The sequence below is a fragment of the Nevskia soli DSM 19509 genome (genome assembly GCF_000711955.1).
Lineage (GTDB): Bacteria > Pseudomonadota > Gammaproteobacteria > Nevskiales > Nevskiaceae > Nevskia > Nevskia soli.
The window spans coordinates 75,077-91,702 of the sequence record NZ_JONR01000010.1 but is presented as its reverse complement, the minus strand read 5'-3'; the positions used below and the strand labels follow the sequence as shown (position 1 = coordinate 91,702).

Genomic DNA, 16,626 nt, shown 5'->3' with positions numbered 1-16,626 from the left:
GCTCCCATGATCGCGCCGAACAAGCCCGCCCTGCTGCTGGTCGACGACGAGGAGCGCATCCTGCGCTCGCTGGCGATGCTGTTCCGCGGCCAGTACCAGCTGCACACCACCACCGACGCGCGCGAGGCGCTGGCGATCGTCGAGCGCACGCAGATCCATGTCATCGTCAGCGACCAGAAGATGCCGATCATGCGCGGCGCCGACCTGCTGCGCGAGGTGAAGGAGCGCAGCCCCAACACCATGCGCATCCTGCTCACCGGCTACTCCGAGCTGGACGCCATCGTTGCCTCGGTCAACGAGGGCGAAATCTTCCGCTACGTCAACAAGCCCTGGGACGCCGCCGAGCTGCGCACCACCGTCGACCAGGCCGCGCAGATCGCCGCCGCCCTGTTCACCGCCCCCGCCGCCGAGACCGCGCCCATCACCGCCGCGCGGGCCGTCACCGCGGTGGAAATGGTGCCGGTGTCGCCCGCCTCCGCCGAGGGCATCCTGGTGATCGAGGACGACGCCGAGGTGTTCCGCGCCGTGCAGGACCTCGTCGGCGCCGCCCAGCCGGTGTACTGGGCCCGCAGCCTGGAACAGGCCTTCGACCATCTGGAACATCACCCGGTGGGCGTGATCGTGTCCGAGCTGGTGGTGCAGCGCGAAAGCCTGACCACCGCGCTGAAGCTGCTCAAGGCGCAGTACCCGGAAGTGGTGACCATCGTCATGACGCCGTTCCAGGACACCGGCGTGCTGATCAACCTGATCAACCAGGGCCAGATCTACCGCCTCCTGCCCAAGCCCCTGCGCCCCGGCCCCCTGGGCATGAACATCGCCTCCGCCCTGCGCCACCACCGCATGCTCAAGGCCTCGCCCAAGCTGCGGGAGCGGCACGTGGTGGAGAAGATCAGGCAGCCGGAGGAATTGTCGGTGGCGACGCGGGTGATGGGGTTCCTTGGGCGCTTGCGGGGACGCGCTACGGTTTGATTTTGCCGTCCCATGGTCATTCCGGCGCAAGCCGGATCCAGTTTTCCCCGGCCCCTTTTTCGGGGTAAAAGGAACATCGCTCACCGCATGTGTGCCAACAAAAAGCCTTGGCACACATGGCACGCATGGTGAAAAACAGGGGTTTCAGCGCATGGTGCTGGCCTGCAGGACCAAACAAAAAGCCCCTCTTCCCATTCACGGGAAGAGGGGCCGACAATCCAAAGCAACGCCGTTAAGCGCTTACTTGCCGCCCTTCGCCTTCCACTCCTTCAAAGCGGCCAGCGTGTTCTCCACGTGGTGATCCGGCTTCAGGTCGGTGTAGGCGTAGATGATCTTGCCGTCCGGGGTGATGACGTAGGAGGTGCGGTCCGCGTATTCCGGCTTCTTGGCCAGCACGGCGTCGTAGGACTTGATGATGGCCTCGTCCGGATCGGCGGCCACCGCGAACTTGCTGCGGCATTCGCTGACCGAGAACTTGTTCAGCGTGTCGATGTTGTCGTGCGAGACGCCGATCACGGTGGCGCCCAGCGCCTGGTACTGCTCGGTGGCCTCGGCGAAGTCGTGGGCCTCGATGGTGCAGCCGGTGGTGAAGGCGGCGGGGTAGAAGTACAGCACCACCGGGCCCTTCTTCAACGCTTCGGCCAGCTTGAAGTCGAACACCTTGCCGCCGAGCGAGGCCTGGGTGGTGAATTCAGGGGCCTTGTCGCCGACCTTGAGGCTGGCGAGCGCGGGCAGGGCGATGAGTGCGCCGGCAAGCGCGAGGGCGGACAGTTTCTTGATCGGCATCAGCGGGTCTCCTGAAGCATGGGGGAATTGTTGGCTGCTTGGGGCCGCAAGGGGCGGCGCGGTGCGGCCTGGACGGCATGTTAGTGCCTTTTTCCCGCCCACGAGGTTGCAAGCGCCGGCAGCGCCAGCCGAATCGGCCTTCGGATCGGCGCCGATGACCGGTAGCACAGCCCCGACCGGCAGCCGTTCCGCGGCCTTGTCCCGACGAGCGGGGCAAAACGGTCCACCCGGGATACTTGTGGGTATGTGCCCGCTGTATTGAACTGGGGGTGAGGAAAAATCCATCGGAGAGGGCAGTGGATAGCGGCATCGGTCCCGCTCTGGCGAAACTTCCGGAGCGCTGCGTTTCACGTGAACCCACCAGCGGCAGGCTGGTGGTGGTGCAGCGTGGACGGCAGGGATTCCAGTACATCAACGGCGAACGCTCGCCGGAAGCCTACAACCGCGCCCTCGGCCTGAGCTACGAACAGGTGGAGGCGATGGAGTACGGCGCCCTGTTCGGCTTCGACGCCGAACTGGCGGACCCCGATCGGGTGCGCAAGGTGCGCGAGGAGCTGGGGCAGCCGGTGGGGCCCATCAGCGCCGCCCCCGTGATCCCGGCCAGCCGTCCCGCGCCGCCGCCCACGACCAGGGCGGATCTGCCGGAAGACATCGGCAATTTCGCACCCTGGTTCCAGGAAGCCCTGGCGCACGGGCGCAAGCGCTGAGGCAGCCGCTTCCTAGGGCCTGCCGTTGAAGGCGAAGCCGGAAAAGAGCCGGTTGGCCGGATCGTACAAGGCCCCCCAGGCGCCGGGACCACCGTCGCAGACGACGATGGCGAACTGCTTCCAGTCGGTGCTGCGGTACATCCCCTCGACAAAGGCGTTGACATAAATCATGCGGCGCCCATGCACCACGATGCCGAAGTACTGGCGGTAGTAGCCGAGGGCGTCGCCGACATGCGCCGCGGCGGCGGCCGGCGATTGGGCGTTCAACAGCGGCAGATCCTGTTCGAGCTGCAGAATGTCCGCCGGAGCGGGCTGCCAGGTCGACTCGTAGTGCGGTGGATTGGGGCGGGAGCACTGCTCCGCCACCACTTCGGTCTGCTCGGCGCCGAGCACGGCCGAACGCACATTGCTGGCGCAGCCGGAGAGCAGCGCGGCGCCGGCCAGTGCCAGCAGCGCGCCGCACCGTCGCTCAATCCGCATGACGGAACGCCCTCCCCCAGCACCAGGCGCCGGCCAGCGCCAGGAGGCCGCAGGCTACCAGGATCTGGGTGGGAGGCGGACTGTGATTGAGCCCATACAGCACCGCGGCGGCGAGCCAGGTGGAACCGCCGGCGGCGGCGAACAGGGTGCGGCGGTTGGCGGTGCGGATCTCGTGGCGCAGCGCATCCACGCTTTCCGCGTTGATGGCGCCTTGTCCAGGCCCCTGCGCCAGCACCTTGAGCGCGCGCTGTGCCAGCTCCGGCAGCGACTCTGCCAGGGCCGGCGCATGGGTGCGCAGCCGCGCCAGCTGCGCGCTGGGGCCGATGCGGTTCCACATCCATTCTTCCATGATCGGCTTGGCGCTCTTCCACAGGTCGAGATCGGGATACAGCTGGCGGCCGAGGCCCTCGATGGTCAGCAGGGTCTTCTGCAGCAGCACCAGCTGCGGCTGCACCTGGTAGTTGAAGCGCCGCGCGATCTGGAACAGGCGCAGCAGGAAGAAGCCGAAGGAGATGTCCTTGATCGGTTTGCCGAAGATCGGCTCGCACACGGTGCGGATGGCCGATTCGAAATCCTCCACCCGGGTGCCCTTGGGGATCCAGCCGGACTCGACGTGCAGCTCGGCCACCTTCTTGTAGTCGCGGTTGAAGAAGGCCAGGAAGTTTTCGGCGAGGTAGCGCTGATCGGCCTGGGTCAGGCTGCCGACGATGCCGAAGTCCACCGCGAGGTAGCTCGGTTTCCGTGGATCGGTCATGTCCACGAAGATATTGCCGGGATGCATATCGGCGTGGAAGAAGTTGTCGCGGAACACCTGCTTGAAGAAGATCTCCACGCCGCGCTCGGCCAGCACCTGGAAATTGGCGCCCTGCTGGCGCAGCGTGTCCAGCTCGCGGATGCTGACGCCGTAGATGCGCTCCAGTACCAGCACGTCCGGCCGGGTGTAGTCCCAGAATACCAGCGGGTGGTAGATCAGCTCGGAGCCCAGCCAGTTGCGGCGCAGCTGCGCGCAGTTGGCGCCCTCGCGCATCAGGTCCAGCTCGTCGAAGATCACCTTCTCGTATTCGGCCACCACCGCGCGCGGACGCAGGCGCTTGCCGGAGGGGTGCCAGCGTTCGGCCAGGTCGGCCAGGGCGCGCAGCAGGGCGATGTCGCGCTCGACCAGCGCTTCCACGCCCGGCCGCAGCACCTTCACCACCACTTCCATGCCGGGATCGTTCTGGCCCTGCGGCTTGAGCCGCGCGGTATGCACCTGGGCCACGGAAGCTGCGGCCAGCGGCACCTCGTCGAACTCGGCGAATATTTCCCCGATCGGCTTGCCCAGCGCCTTCTCGACGATGGCGCGGGCCTCCGCCCCCGGGAACGGCGGCACCCGATCCTGCAGCTTGGACAGTTCCGCCGCCACTTCCGGCGGCAGGATGTCCGGCCGCGTGGACAGCGCCTGGCCGAACTTGACGAAGACCGGGCCCAGCTCCTCCAGCGCCAGGCGCAGGCGTTCGCCGCGCGGCAGCCTGTGCGGGCGTGCCTTGCGGCCCATGAATTCGCCCAGGCCGTACTTGCTCACGACGCGGCTGATCTGCCACATGCGGGCGATGCGCATCGGGTTCATCAAGAGGGTTGCTCCGTCTTGCCTTCGAGCAGGGCCAGGCGCGCTTCCAGGCGGTCGGCGCCCTCGCGCAACGCCTCCACGCCCTGCATCCACTCTTCGATATCGCCGGCGCGGGCCAGATCGCCGGTTTCCTCGCTCAGGTATTCGGCGGCGTCCTGCGACAGCCGCTGCGCCGCATGGCGGCCCCAGCCGAACAGTTCGCGCAGGCCGCCCACCACGCGGTGCGCCGCGGCGTCGCCCAGCACCTTCGCCGCCAATTCCTCGGGATCGAAGCCGACCCGCGCCAGCAGGGCGTTGAAGCGGGTGAGCAGCTCGGTGTCGCCTTCCACTTCCAGCCCGGCAGGCAGGCCTTCGGCACCGCCGGCGCTGCGCAGCGCCAGCTGCAACAGGCGCATGCTCGGCGCCGCGACGCGCACGTCCGGCGGAATCTCGCTTTCCGCCAGCACGCGCACGCCGGCCGCATGCGGCTCGACCACGAAGGTCCAGCCCAGGTCGGCCAGATGCAGGGCTATGCTCTTGCCGTCCAGGGCGGCGCATTCCTCCAGCGCGGAACGCTCCAGCCGCAGGTAGCGGTTGAGGGCGATTTCGAGGCCGGCGCAGGCCAGGGCGGGAGTCGTCATGGCGCGGCTCGCCGGCCAGTGGCTAGTGGCCAGTGATTAGTGGTTAGTAACAGAAGATTGGACACGAGGACTCTCAATGTTTTCGGGCTTTCACTAATCACTGGCCACTAACCACTGCTTCAATCCAGCCTGTAGCCGCGGTGGACCGCGACGATGCCGCCGGTCAGGTTGTACACCTGCACCCGGCTGAGGCCGGCGTTTTCCATCATGCCCTTGAGCGTGGCCTGGTCCGGGTGCATGCGGATCGACTCCGCCAGGTAGCGGTAGCTGTCGGCATCGCGCGCCACCAGCTTGCCCATCAGCGGCAGCAGGCGGAACGAGTATTGGTCGTAGACCTTGGCCAGGCCGGCGTTGAGCGGCTTGGAGAATTCCAGCACCAGCAGGCGGCCGCCGGGCTTCAGCGCCTTGGTCATCGAGACCAGGGCGGCGTCCTTGTCGGTGACGTTGCGCAGGCCGAAGCCGATGGTGATGCAGTCGAAGGTGCCTTCGGCGAAAGGCAGCTTCTCGGCATTGGCCAGGGCCAGCGGCACATCGACCACGCCCTTGTCGGCCAGCCGGATATGGCCCTGCCGCAGCATCGCCTCGTTGATGTCGGACAGCACCACCAGGCCCTGCGGGCCGACCAGGCGGCGGAATTCGCGCGACAGGTCGCCGGTGCCGCCGGCCACGTCCAGCACCTTCTCGCCCGGCCGCACGCCGGCCAGGTCGATGACGAAGCGCTTCCAGATGCGGTGGATGCCGAACGACATCAGGTCGTTCATCACGTCATAGCTGGATGCCACCGAGGAAAACACCTCGCGCACGCGCTGCTGCTTCTGCGCGGTCGGCACTTCTTCGAAGCCGAAGTGGGTGTATCCGGCTTTTTTCCCGTTTCCGGGGCCGGGTTTATCGTTGGACATGGGCGTCTGCTGGGGAACCGTTCGGCTATTATCTCCCAGATTGCGCCGGACGCTGTGTCGGGGAACGCCGTGCCGGGGGGAACGCATCCGCTGCCGCTCTTGAAACGTATTCCGCGTGCCCCCAAGGTGGACCGATTGCCGTTGCAGCGGCCGGTTATCGCCTCGTGGGCGGCCGGTGTCCGGCCTGCACCAGGGCTACTCAATATAAGGAAGGGCGATGAACACGGCTCAGGCCATTTGCCGGTGCCTCTGCGCCGCCATGCTGCTCACCGGATTGGCGGCGCAGGCCGCCGACGATCCGGGGCGGATTTCGGTGCTCGAAGAAAACGACGGCGTCATTACCCACAAGGACCGCTACTACACCCAGGGCCTGCAGGTTTCCTACCTGTCCAGCGACCTCACCGGACACGAGGTGTGGAACAAGGTGTTCGACGCGGTCGGCTGGGCCTTGCCGATGTACCGCGATTCCGCCGGCGTGGCGCAGCGGCGCTTCGAATACATTCCCATTGCGCAGGCCGAGTTCACCCCGGAGGTGCTGGACATCTCCACCCCGGATCCCAAGGACCGGCCCTACGCGGCCTGGCTCTACACCGGTCTGCACCTGCTGCAGGAAAACAACCAGCGCAGCCTCAACAACCTGGAGGTGCTGGCCGGCGTGGTCGGCCCGGATGCCTTCGGGAGCCAGATCCAGGACGGCTACCATAACCTGGTCGGCTTCCATAAGGCGGACGGCTGGGACCACCAGATCGGCAACCGCGCCGCCTTCCAGTTTTCCTACGATTACAAGCGCCGGCTCGATCTCGATTTCGGCTCGCGCTACCAGGCCGACATCATTCCGGAAGCGGGGGTCAGCGTCGGCAACGTCTACCGTTACCTCGATGCCGGCGCGATGCTGCGCTTCGGCAATGCGCTCGACGTCGACTACGGGCCGGAACACATGCGCCCGTCCCTGTCCGGTACCGCCTTCAGCGATTACCGCCGGCTCGGCGGCAGCTGGTTCCACTGGTACGTCTATGCGGGCGTGCAGGAACGGCGCATGTTCTACAACCTGTTCATCGACGCCGCCGACGAGGTGGCGCCGCAGGGCATCGGCAGCCAACCCTTCGTCTCCGATTTCTTCGGCGGCGCCTCGATCTTCTTCGGCCATTTCCTGCGCGCAGATTTCGTCGCGACCCGGCGCAGCAAGGAATTCTACGGCCAGGACGGGGCGGATGTGTTCGGCGGCGTCAACCTGACCTTCGATCCCTGATCCGGCCCGCGTGGCCGCTGCGGTCGGGTATTGGGCTGTTTATACCGTTGAGGAGTCGGCGCGCCCCCTGCATGCTAGCGTCGTCGCTGCGGCTGCGGCCGGGCGGCGTGCCTTGGGGGCACGCACGGCAGCGATGCTAAAGAACCTGTTCAGTGGTATCCCGTCGCCCGGAAACGGAGTTTCCTGCTGGGCGTGCATGAAGCTTCGCGGGCGTCTTGGTGAGGATTCATGTACGGGGATCATGCATTTCCGGCGCTGCAACAACCGCTCTGCACCGGGGTCTGGAGCTATGACCCGGGGCAGCGCTGCCTGTGGTGGTCCCCCGCCACCTTCCTGATCCACGGCCTGCCGGCGGATGCGCCGCAGCCGGATGCGCGGGGCGCCCTCGAGTTCTTCAGTCCGGCGAGCCGGACCCTGATCGAACAGGCCTTCCGCTCCAGCCTGGCCGGCGGCCGGCCCTGGGAACTGGAAGCGGGGATTGCCGCCGCCGACGGCCGCGAGCGCCGGGTGCGCGTCACCGGCGAAGCGGTGCTTCGTGATGGCGCCGTGGTCGAACTGCGGGGCAGCTTCGCCAGCCTGGAAAATCCGCGCGCGCCCGCGTTCGATGCGTCGTCCGCCGAACAGGAGCTGGCGCAGGTCTCGCTCGCCGCCGTGTCTGACGGCGTGATCCGCACCGACCCCAGTGGACGCATCCTCTACAGCAATGAATCGGCGCAGCGCCTGTCCGGCCTGTCCACCGCAAACCTGCTCGGGCAGAGCCTTGAGCAGCTTATCGTCCTCCCCGCCGAAGATCGGGACGCCATGCAGCGCTCATTGCGGGGCGGTGCGCGCACGCCGCTGCCGGCACATGCCGCGTTGCGCACCACGGGCAACGAATCCCTGCCGGTCGAGGGCTCGATCACCCCGAGCCGGGACGGCGGCGGCATCATCGTGTTCCGCGACCTGTCGCAGACGCGGGCGCTGGCGCAACAGCTCCAGCACCAGGCCGAGCACGACCCGCTCACCGGCCTGCCCAACCGCGGCCGCTTCGAGCAGGAGCTGGCGGCGAGGCTGCCCCTTGCACGGGTGCGCGGCGAGATCCACGCCGTGCTGTTCCTCGATCTGGACCGCTTCACCCTGATCAACGATACCTGCGGCCACCAGGACGGCGACCGCCTGCTGTTGCTGGTGGCGCGCGAACTGGGCACGCGGCTGCGGCCCGGCGATGTCATGGCGCGCATCGGCGACGACAAGTTCGGCGTGATTCTCGACGGCTGCGACAGCGAACACGCCCTGCAGAAAGCCGCGTCCCTGGTCGAAGCGGTGGACCACGCCCGCTTCCGCGTCGGCGAGCGCGTGTTCCGGCTGGGCCTGAGCGCCGGTGTCGCCGGCATCGACGCCTCCAGCGAAGATGCGCGGCAGGTGCTGATGCACGCCGACACCGCCTGCTATGTCGCCAAGCGGCTCGGCGGCAACCGCGCCCAGCTCTACCAGAACAACGACCTGGAAGTGTCGCGCACGCGCAGCGACATGGACTGGGTGGCGCGCATCGAGCAGGCCCTGGACGAGAGCCGCATCGAGCTGTTCGCCCAGCGCATCGTGCCGCTCGAAGGTGGCAACGCGCCCTGCTACGAGCTGCTGGTGCGCATGCGCCTGCCCGACGGCGGATTCGCCCCGCCCAACGACTTCCTGCCGCCGGCACAGCGCTTCGGCCTGATGGACAAGATCGAGCGCAGCGTGGTGCGCCAGGCGCTGGACAAGATCGAGCGCCTGTTGCGCCATGGCGGCCTCGGCGAATTCGGCTACCTCTCGGTCAATCTGTCCGGCACCAGCCTGTCCGACCAGGGCTTTACCGCCTTCCTGCTGCGCGAGCTGGAGCGGTACGCCACGCCACCGGAGCGGGTGCGCTTCGAGATCACCGAAACGGCGGCGCTGAACGAAACCGTGGCGGCGCGCAATTTCATCGCCAGCCTGCATCGCCTCGGCTACAAGATCCTGCTCGACGACTTCGGTACCGGCTTCACCTCTTTCGGTTACCTGAAGACGCTCGGCGCCAACGGCCTCAAGGTCGATCAGTCCTTCACCCGCAACCTCGCCGGCGACGTCATCAACCAGGCCATCGTCGAGTCGATCTGCAAGATCGGCAGCAGCCTCGGCCTGGAGATCATCGCCGAGGGGGTGGAGGACGAGGTGACGCTGCAGGCGCTACGCTCATTGGGCGTGCGCCATGCGCAGGGGTGGTTGTTTCACCGGGCGGAGCCGCTGGAATTGGTGTTGCCACAAGTGGCGTAGCGGCCAGTGATTAGTGGTTAGTAGAAGCGCAATACAAGCTGCCTTTACCAACCACTAATCACTGGCCACTAACCACTGCTTCACTCAATCGTCCGCGATGTCCTCGCCCGGAAACAGCTGCTCGGTGAAGCCGAACTGCCGCATGTCGCGGATGCGCATCGGGTAGAGGATGCCGTCGAGGTGGTCGCACTCGTGTTGCACCACACGCGCGTGGAAGTCGCTGGCTTCGCGCTCGAAGCGCTTGCCGGACTGGTCGAAGCCGCTGTAGCGCAGCCGCAGGTGGCGCGGCACCAGGCCGCGCATGCCGGGCACGCTGAGGCAGCCTTCCCAGCCGTCTTCCAGTTCATTGCCCAGCGGCGTCAGCACCGGATTGCACAGCACGGTGAAGGGCACTTCTTCCGCGTCGGGGTAGCGCGGATTGCGCGCCACGCCGAAGATCACCACGCGCAGCGGTACGCCGATCTGCGGGGCGGCCAGGCCGGCGCCGTTGAGGGCGGCCATGGTGTCCTGCATGTCCTGCAACAGGGCCGCCAGTTCCGGCGTGCCGAACTGCTGCACGGGCTGCGAGACCTGCAACAGGCGCGGGTCGCCCATCTTGAGAACATCACGAATCACAGCCCGTCTCCGAATAATTACCTGTCATCCTGAGCGCAGCGAAGGATCTAGCTTTGAGGCAGGGCCAGATCCTTCGCTGCGCTCAGGATGACAAATTGGGAGTCTGTTGCTTGTCCGTTGCAAAGCTTCAGACCGGCTTCGGCACATGCTTCTTCGGCAAGGCCGACAGCTTGGTCACGTCCGAATCGCGCGACATGCCGTGCTCGCCCAGCCGTTCCAGGTAGCGTGCCCACCAGCTTTCCTGGTTGGCGGCCAGCTCGCGCAGGATGTCCCAGGAATACAGGCCCGTGTCGTGGCCGTCGTCGAAGCGCAGCCGCACCGCGTAGCGGCCCACCGGCTCCACCGCGCTGACGTTCACCAGGCGCTTGCCGCCCACCAGCATCGGCTCGCCGCCGCCGTGGCCGCGCACCTCGGCGGAAGGCGAGTAGACACGAAGGTACTCACACGGCAGCTGGTAACAGCTGCCGTCGGCGTACCCGACTTCCAGCAGGCGCGAAGCGCGGTGCAGGACCAGGCGGTTGGGAATGGGGGTGCTCATACCCGAAGAATATACCGCTTACAGGATGTACCGGCTCAGATCCTCGTTGCCCGCCAGCACCTTCAGCTTCTCGTCGACATAAGTGGCATCGACGGTCAGCGTGGTGCCCGACTGGTCCGGCGCGTCGTAGGCCGCCTCCTCCATCAGCCGTTCCAGCACCGTGTGCAGGCGGCGGGCGCCGATGTTCTCGGTACTCTCGTTGACCTGCCAGGCGATCTCGGCGATGCGCTTGAGGCCCTCCGGCGCGAACACCAGGGTGACGCCCTCGGTGGCCAGCAGCGCCTTGTACTGCTCGGTCAGCGAATGCGCCGGCTCGTCGAGGATGCGCAGGAAGTCCGCCGCCTTGAGCGCGTCCAGTTCCACCCGGATCGGCAGGCGGCCCTGCAGCTCGGGGATCAGGTCGCTGGGCTTGGCCATGTGGAAGGCGCCGCTGGCGATGAACAGGATGTGGTCGGTCTTGATCGAGCCGTACTTGGTGGAGATGGTGCAGCCTTCCACCAGCGGCAGCAGGTCGCGCTGCACGCCTTCGCGCGAGACGTCGGCGCCGCTGTACTCGGCGCGCTTGCACACCTTGTCCAGCTCGTCGATGAAGACGATGCCGTTGTCCTCGGCGTTCTTCAGCGCCTCGACGCGGATCGCCTCCTCGTCCACCAGCTTGGCGGCCTCCTCGTCGAGCAGCAGCTTCTGCGCTTCCTTGATCTTCAGCTTGCGCGTCTTCTGCTGGCCGGTGCCGAGGTTCTTGAACATGCCCTGCAACTGGCTGGTCATCTCTTCCATGCCGGGCGGCCCGACGATCTGCATCTGCGCCGGGTTGGACTGCAGGCTGATCTCGATCTCGGTGTCGTCCAGCTTGCCCTCGCGCAGGCGCTTGCGGAACACCTGGCGCGCGGCCGTGTTCTCGGATTCGCGCTGGGTCGAGGCCTCGCCGAAATCGCGCGGCGGCGGCAGCAGGGCATTGAGCACGCGCTCTTCCGCCGCGGTCTCCGCGCGCGGCCGCACGCGGATCACGGCCTGCTCGCGGGTCTGCTTCACCGCCGCGTCGACCAGCTCGCGGATGATGGAATCGACATCGCGGCCGACATAGCCGACCTCGGTGAACTTGGTGGCTTCCACCTTGACGAAGGGCGCATTGGCCAGCTTGGCCAGGCGCCGCGCGATCTCGGTCTTGCCGACGCCGGTGGGCCCGATCATCAGGATGTTCTTCGGCGTGATTTCGCCGCGGATCGCTTCCGGCGTCTGCTGCCGGCGCCAGCGGTTGCGCAGGGCGATGGCCACGGCGCGCTTGGCGGCCTGCTGGCCGACGATGTGGCGGTCGAGCTCCTGCACGATCTCGCGCGGAGTCATGGCCGCCGCGCCCTGTGCGGTCGGGGCAGGCGGAGGAGTGGAGAGTGCGTCGTTCATTATGTATTCCCGGATCAATAAGGGGAGGCGCCGCGGCACGGTCATGCGGGCGGCGCCGGGTTCGGCAGGGCTGGCGCGCCTCAGGCGGTGGCCAGCGCCTCGATGGTCAGGTTGTGGTTGGTGTAGATGCAGATCTCGGCGGCGATGTGCAGCGCCTTTTCCACGATCTCCTGTGCCGACATCTCGGTGTTTTCCACCAGGGCGCGCGCCGCCGCCGCCGCATAGGGCCCGCCCGAGCCGATGGCCATCACGCCGTGCGGCTCCGGCTCCATCACGTCGCCGGTGCCGGTGATCATCAGCGAGGCTTCCTTGTCCGCCACCAGCAGCAGCGCCTCGAGGCGGCGCAGGTAGCGGTCGGTACGCCAGTCCTTGGCCATCTCCACCGCGGCGCGGGTCAGGTTGCCGGAGTGCTTCTCCAGCTTGCCCTCGAAGCGCTCGAACAGGGTGAAGGCATCGGCGGTGCCGCCGGCGAAGCCGGCGATGACGGAATTGTTGTAGAGCCGGCGCACCTTGCGCGCATTGCCCTTGACCATGGTGTTGCCCATCGAAACCTGGCCATCGCCGCCGACGCAGACCTGGCCGGCGCGGCGCACGGTGAGGATGGTGGTGCCGTCGAATTGTTGCAAGGTGCTTCTCCGTGAAACCCGCAGTGCGGTGGATTGTGAATCACTGCCGGTAGTGAGGCACTAAGTGTGGACAAGCGTGATGCATTTCAAGTTTCTGCCCCGGCCGGCGGCGCCCGGGGCGATTTGGCCGGCCTCTCGTGTGCGCGGCGTCACAGACTCCGATTGACTACTGAACGTTGCTCATTTAAATTGAATTAAACATTGTTCAGTTATCTGGCGACACAGGAGTCAGGAGCATGGCAACGTTGTTGTCCCGCATCCGCGGGCTGGTGGCGGCGCAAGCGCACCGCGCGGTGGATCGGGCGGAAAATCCGCAGCTGATGTCGCACCAGCTGGTGCGCGACCTCACCACCGATCTGGCCAACGCCAACCGCGGCCTGGTGGCGGCGATGGGGGCGGAGCGCCAGCTGCGGCGCAGCCGCGAGCGCATGGAGCAGGAGGCTGCGGACTGGGAGCGCAACGCCGAAACCCTGCTGCGTAAAAATGAGGAAGGCCTGACCCGCGAGGCGCTGGAACGCGCCGTGGCCCTGCGCCAGGGCGTCGAGGCCCTGGCTCAACCGCTGCAACGCGCCGCGGGGACGGTGGAGCGCCTGCGCGGCCAGGTCGGCCGCCTGCGGGCGGAACTGGGCCGTGTGCGCCAGCGGGTGGCGGTGATCGACGTGCATCAGGCCGCCGCGCTGGCCCTGCGCCGGGCCGGCCATGCGGACGACGCCTATACCCGCGCGCTGGACCGCGCCCAGGAACTGGAACGCTACGAGCGCAACGCCGAGAGCACCGATTGCGCGGCCGAGGCGGCCGGCGAACTGCTCGACGAGCAGGACCGGCTGGAGCGCAGTGTCGCCCGGCTCAGCGCCGATGCCGCCGTCGACGAGGCGCTTGCCGCCCTGCGCCGCCGCCTTGCCGCCGGGCAAGGCCCCGCCGCCGAAGTCACCACCGAGGAGAAAGCGTCATGAACCAACAGATGCTGGAAAACGCCGGCGCCGGCCGCCAGGATTCGCCGGGCTGGATCTTCTTCGTCAAGGTCTCCTTCACCGCGGCCCTGGCCGGCATGGTGTTCGGCATCGCGGTGATGCCGGTTGAAATCTGGGTGCGCGGCTACATGATCCTCGGCACGCTGTTCTTGGTCGGGTCCACCTTCACCCTGGCCAAGACCATGCGCGACGAGTTCGAGGGCGCCAAGCTGATCAACCAGATCGCCCAGGCGCGTGCCGAGAAACTGCTGCACGAGTACGGCGTGAAGGAGTGAAGTCGGTAGAGATTCGGCCCCCGGCCGCCACCATTGGCGCTTTGGTCAATGGCGGCAGCGGCGCCGATCTGCCGTATCAGTCTGTACACGTCGTTCGCGTCGGGCAAATGGCCCGACAAGGATTGATCATGAGTGGCCCGCTTCCCCTGAAATCCGGCGATATCGTCTTCATCGCCACGCCCAGCCCGCTGTACCGCAGGGTCGCCCGGGCGACCGGCTCCAAGGCCTCGCATGTCGGCATCGTGTTCGAAGATGCGCAGGCGGGCTGGGTGGTGGCGGAAAGCGCCGTGCCGCGCAGCCGCTACCGCCCGCTGGAGCGGTTCCTGGGCCGTTCCGACGACGACTGGTTCGTGGTGCGCCGGCTCAAGCAGGAACTGACGCCGGATCAGGTAGCGGCGCTGCGCGCCGCCTGCGACCAGCGCATGGGCCGCTGGTACCACCTCGGCTTCAAGTACGAGTCGGTGCGCACCTTCTGTTCGAAGTTCGTGCACGAGGTGTACCGCGAGGCGCTGGGTGTGGACATCGGCGAGGTCGAAACCTTCAGCGAGCTGCTGCGCCGCAACCCCGGCGAACCGCTGGGTTTCTGGAAGCTGTGGTTCTTCGGCTTCATCCCCTGGCAGCGCAAGACCGTCACCCCGGAGAGCCAGTTGCAGTCGCCCAGGCTGAACACCATCTGGCATTTGGGTAGCCCCGGAAGCGCCTAGCTTCAGCCGCGCTCTTCCCGCAAGCCGGCGACAAACGCCCGCACGATCAGGTCCGACAGCGGCCTGACGTCCTTCAACCCGCTCCAGTGGAGCTTGCCGGTGGCGGACAGCACGCACAGGCCATGCACGCTGCTCCACAGCGCCGTGGCCGCCGTGCGCAACTGCTTCGGCGAGGCGTCGGGCAGCAGCGGCGACAGGTGCTCCTCGACGAATTCGAACAAGGCTGCCTGCCGCGCGTTGAGGCCGGGGTGATCCCACTTCTCCGGCGGCAGGTAGTGCTCGAACATCAGCCGCCAGCGGAAGGAATGCTTCTGGGCGAAGCCGATGTAGCCGGCGGCGATGGCCTGCAGGCGTTCCAGCGGCGCCTTCGGCTTCGCCGCCACGCCGCGCAGGTATTCGTACATGGCATCGGCCGTGCGCAGCGAGACCTCCGCCAGCAGGTCGTCCTGGTTGCTGAACAGCAGGTACAGGTTGCCGACGGTATAGCCCATGGTCAGGGCCACCTTGCGCATGGAGAAACCGGCCAGACCCTCCGCGGCGACGAGGGCGTCGGCGGCGTCGAGCGCCATGCGGCGCTGTTCTTCGCGGCTGTGCTGGTTTCTACGTCCCATGCGGCATTCTAGCCGCGATTTGAACGCTGATCATTTTCTTCGCCGACTGTTGCACAGTCCGGTGGATCCGACAATCTGATTTGGCCGAGATCGAGAGCCTGGGAAAACGCAGCTGACGACGTCCGCTTTCGGCGACCCGGGACATCATCGGATCGCGCCGTCACAAAGCGGAAGTCAACCTGATTGAGGCGGTACAGACTTCCGGGCATGAATTGTTGGGCATAGCCGTGTGCCACGACTGCTTCCGACTCTTGAACTGCGCAGGCTGCCAGGCATGCGCCACCTGCCTCGCATGACACAGATCAATGCAGCAGAGCCGCCGCTGGGCTCGACTATAGATAATCATTCACAGGAGGCCCTAGGCACCGGCGCAGCATGCGCAAAGTCGCTGGCAAGCCGGGATTTGCACATAAGCAGTCCGCCACCACCGCTCGCAGCAAGTGCCCGCAGCTCATCCAGCCAGCAAGATCGGCCCTGGCCGCGTGTATGCGCTGCGGTGTTCGGAGCGGCTTGGCTGGCACTGGCGTGGCGCCCCCTGTACCCGCAGGACTGGGCACTTGAGAACGTGCTGTCGCTTTTTACTGCCTGGTGGCTGCTACGCCTTCATCGCCATTCGCCACTGTCCGATGTCGCTTATATCCTGCTCCTGCTATTCGGCCTGGCGCATGAACTCGGCGCGCACTTCACTTATGCCGAGGTGCCATACGACGCCTGGAGCCGCCGACTGCTCCACTTCTCGCCAGACGCGTTCTTTGGCTTTTCACGCAACGAGTACGACCGTTTGGTGCATTTTTCCTTCGGCCTGCTTTGCTTCCGGCCCATGCGCGAAGCGCTCACCGCATCGTTGCCGCAATCGCGCAGCGTCGCCCTGGCGCTGACCGCGGCGGTAATGGTTGCGATTTCCGCGCTTTACGAGTTGCTGGAATGGGCCGCCGCCCTGCTGTTCGGAGGCGATCTGGGCGTGGCTTACCTCGGCACCCAGGGCGACCTCTGGGACGCGCAGAAGGATATGGCACTGGCGCTGCTCGGCACCCTGATCGCGCTGGCCTGTAGCCTGGTCGCCGCACGTTATGACCGCGCCTCGCGGTTGTCGACCTGAGGGCAGACCTGAACAAAAGCTGCGTTCTCCCTTTTGGGGGGGGCGCCATATGCCTGCCTCAACGCAGGCCGTCCATTTCAGCCTCGATTTACAGCAGCGAAGTCCGCTCCGGGAATGCGCAGCGATATTGAAGGGTGCCACCAAACGGACAGCGATCTCCGGGCGAATGGCTGCGAGGGTCGTGTGCAGTCCATCCGAT

Annotated in this window: 18 protein-coding genes; 8 read left to right on the top strand and 10 right to left on the bottom strand. The window is 66.7% G+C overall.

Annotation, left to right across the window (positions count from 1 at the left end):
- Positions 1–6 precede the first annotated feature (6 nt).
- Positions 7–969: a response regulator gene (locus BP26_RS0106735; protein ID WP_051748486.1), complete on the top strand. Its 963-nt coding sequence runs from the start codon at positions 7–9 to the stop codon at positions 967–969.
- A 240-nt stretch (positions 970–1,209) separates the two neighbouring features.
- On the opposite strand, the gene BP26_RS0106730 is transcribed toward BP26_RS0106735, so the two are convergent.
- Positions 1,210–1,755, bottom strand: coding sequence for a peroxiredoxin (locus BP26_RS0106730; RefSeq protein WP_036516250.1), 546 nt, complete (start codon positions 1,753–1,755; stop codon positions 1,210–1,212).
- A gap of 296 nt (positions 1,756–2,051) precedes the next feature.
- Here BP26_RS0106730 and BP26_RS0106725 point away from each other — a divergent pair, with 296 nt between their 5' ends.
- Positions 2,052–2,462, top strand: coding sequence for a hypothetical protein (locus BP26_RS0106725; protein WP_029919808.1), 411 nt, complete (start codon positions 2,052–2,054; stop codon positions 2,460–2,462).
- A gap of 12 nt (positions 2,463–2,474) precedes the next feature.
- Here BP26_RS0106725 and BP26_RS27420 read toward each other — a convergent pair whose 3' ends face one another.
- The 4 genes from BP26_RS27420 to ubiE all read right to left on the bottom strand — a co-directional run bounded on the left by BP26_RS27420 (position 2,475) and on the right by ubiE (position 6,067).
- Positions 2,475–2,942, bottom strand: a complete 468-nt coding sequence (locus tag BP26_RS27420; protein ID WP_051748484.1) for a hypothetical protein — start codon at positions 2,940–2,942, stop codon at positions 2,475–2,477.
- The gene (ubiB, locus tag BP26_RS0106715) at positions 2,932–4,548 is read right to left on the bottom strand and encodes a ubiquinone biosynthesis regulatory protein kinase UbiB (protein ID WP_036516248.1); all 1,617 of its coding nucleotides are present in this window, start codon (positions 4,546–4,548) and stop codon (positions 2,932–2,934) included. Before ubiB ends, BP26_RS27420 begins: the two co-directional genes overlap by 11 nt.
- Positions 4,548–5,168: a ubiquinone biosynthesis accessory factor UbiJ gene (locus BP26_RS27415; RefSeq protein WP_051748482.1), complete on the bottom strand. Its 621-nt coding sequence runs from the start codon at positions 5,166–5,168 to the stop codon at positions 4,548–4,550. Before BP26_RS27415 ends, ubiB begins: the two co-directional genes overlap by 1 nt.
- A gap of 119 nt (positions 5,169–5,287) precedes the next feature.
- On the bottom strand, positions 5,288–6,067 hold the full coding sequence (ubiE, locus tag BP26_RS0106705) for a bifunctional demethylmenaquinone methyltransferase/2-methoxy-6-polyprenyl-1,4-benzoquinol methylase UbiE (RefSeq protein WP_029919804.1): 780 nt from the start codon (positions 6,065–6,067) through the stop codon (positions 5,288–5,290).
- Positions 6,068–6,284: 217 nt separating this feature from the next.
- Here ubiE and BP26_RS0106700 point away from each other — a divergent pair, with 217 nt between their 5' ends.
- Together BP26_RS0106700 and BP26_RS0106695 are read left to right on the top strand one after the other, a co-directional pair.
- On the top strand, positions 6,285–7,316 hold the full coding sequence (locus tag BP26_RS0106700) for a lipid A deacylase LpxR family protein (RefSeq protein ID WP_029919803.1): 1,032 nt from the start codon (positions 6,285–6,287) through the stop codon (positions 7,314–7,316).
- 228 nt (positions 7,317–7,544) lie between these two features.
- Complete coding sequence (locus BP26_RS0106695; protein WP_051748479.1) at positions 7,545–9,587, top strand: EAL domain-containing protein; 2,043 nt, start codon at positions 7,545–7,547, stop codon at positions 9,585–9,587.
- 84 nt (positions 9,588–9,671) lie between these two features.
- On the opposite strand, the gene def is transcribed toward BP26_RS0106695, so the two are convergent.
- The 4 genes from def to hslV all read right to left on the bottom strand — a co-directional run bounded on the left by def (position 9,672) and on the right by hslV (position 12,767).
- Positions 9,672–10,202 carry a peptide deformylase gene (gene def / locus BP26_RS0106690; RefSeq protein ID WP_084182875.1) on the bottom strand — a complete coding sequence of 177 codons (531 nt, stop codon included), beginning with the start codon at positions 10,200–10,202 and terminating at the stop codon, positions 9,672–9,674.
- A gap of 127 nt (positions 10,203–10,329) precedes the next feature.
- Positions 10,330–10,740, bottom strand: coding sequence for a gamma-butyrobetaine hydroxylase family protein (locus BP26_RS0106685; protein WP_029919800.1), 411 nt, complete (start codon positions 10,738–10,740; stop codon positions 10,330–10,332).
- Between the two features lie 18 nt (positions 10,741–10,758).
- Positions 10,759–12,084: an ATP-dependent protease ATPase subunit HslU gene (gene hslU, locus BP26_RS0106680; RefSeq protein WP_029919799.1), complete on the bottom strand. Its 1,326-nt coding sequence runs from the start codon at positions 12,082–12,084 to the stop codon at positions 10,759–10,761.
- A 137-nt stretch (positions 12,085–12,221) separates the two neighbouring features.
- A complete protein-coding gene (gene hslV, locus BP26_RS0106675) occupies positions 12,222–12,767 on the bottom strand; it encodes an ATP-dependent protease subunit HslV (protein WP_029919798.1) in 546 nt (181 codons plus the stop codon).
- 236 nt (positions 12,768–13,003) lie between these two features.
- Here hslV and BP26_RS0106670 point away from each other — a divergent pair, with 236 nt between their 5' ends.
- The 3 genes from BP26_RS0106670 to BP26_RS0106660 all read left to right on the top strand — a co-directional run bounded on the left by BP26_RS0106670 (position 13,004) and on the right by BP26_RS0106660 (position 14,717).
- The gene (locus BP26_RS0106670) at positions 13,004–13,720 is read left to right on the top strand and encodes a PspA/IM30 family protein (protein WP_029919797.1); all 717 of its coding nucleotides are present in this window, start codon (positions 13,004–13,006) and stop codon (positions 13,718–13,720) included.
- A complete protein-coding gene (locus BP26_RS0106665; protein ID WP_211254849.1) occupies positions 13,717–14,013 on the top strand; it encodes a YiaA/YiaB family inner membrane protein in 297 nt (98 codons plus the stop codon). Before BP26_RS0106670 ends, BP26_RS0106665 begins: the two co-directional genes overlap by 4 nt.
- 128 nt (positions 14,014–14,141) lie before the next feature.
- On the top strand, positions 14,142–14,717 hold the full coding sequence (locus BP26_RS0106660) for a YiiX/YebB-like N1pC/P60 family cysteine hydrolase (RefSeq protein ID WP_029919795.1): 576 nt from the start codon (positions 14,142–14,144) through the stop codon (positions 14,715–14,717).
- A gap of 2 nt (positions 14,718–14,719) precedes the next feature.
- Here the strand turns inward: BP26_RS0106660 and BP26_RS0106655 are convergent, their stop codons facing one another.
- Positions 14,720–15,328, bottom strand: coding sequence for a TetR/AcrR family transcriptional regulator (locus BP26_RS0106655; RefSeq protein WP_029919794.1), 609 nt, complete (start codon positions 15,326–15,328; stop codon positions 14,720–14,722).
- 292 nt (positions 15,329–15,620) lie between these two features.
- Between BP26_RS0106655 and BP26_RS0106650 the strand changes: the two genes are divergently transcribed.
- Positions 15,621–16,427, top strand: coding sequence for a DUF2238 domain-containing protein (locus BP26_RS0106650; protein WP_084182874.1), 807 nt, complete (start codon positions 15,621–15,623; stop codon positions 16,425–16,427).
- Positions 16,428–16,626: the final 199 nt, after the last annotated feature.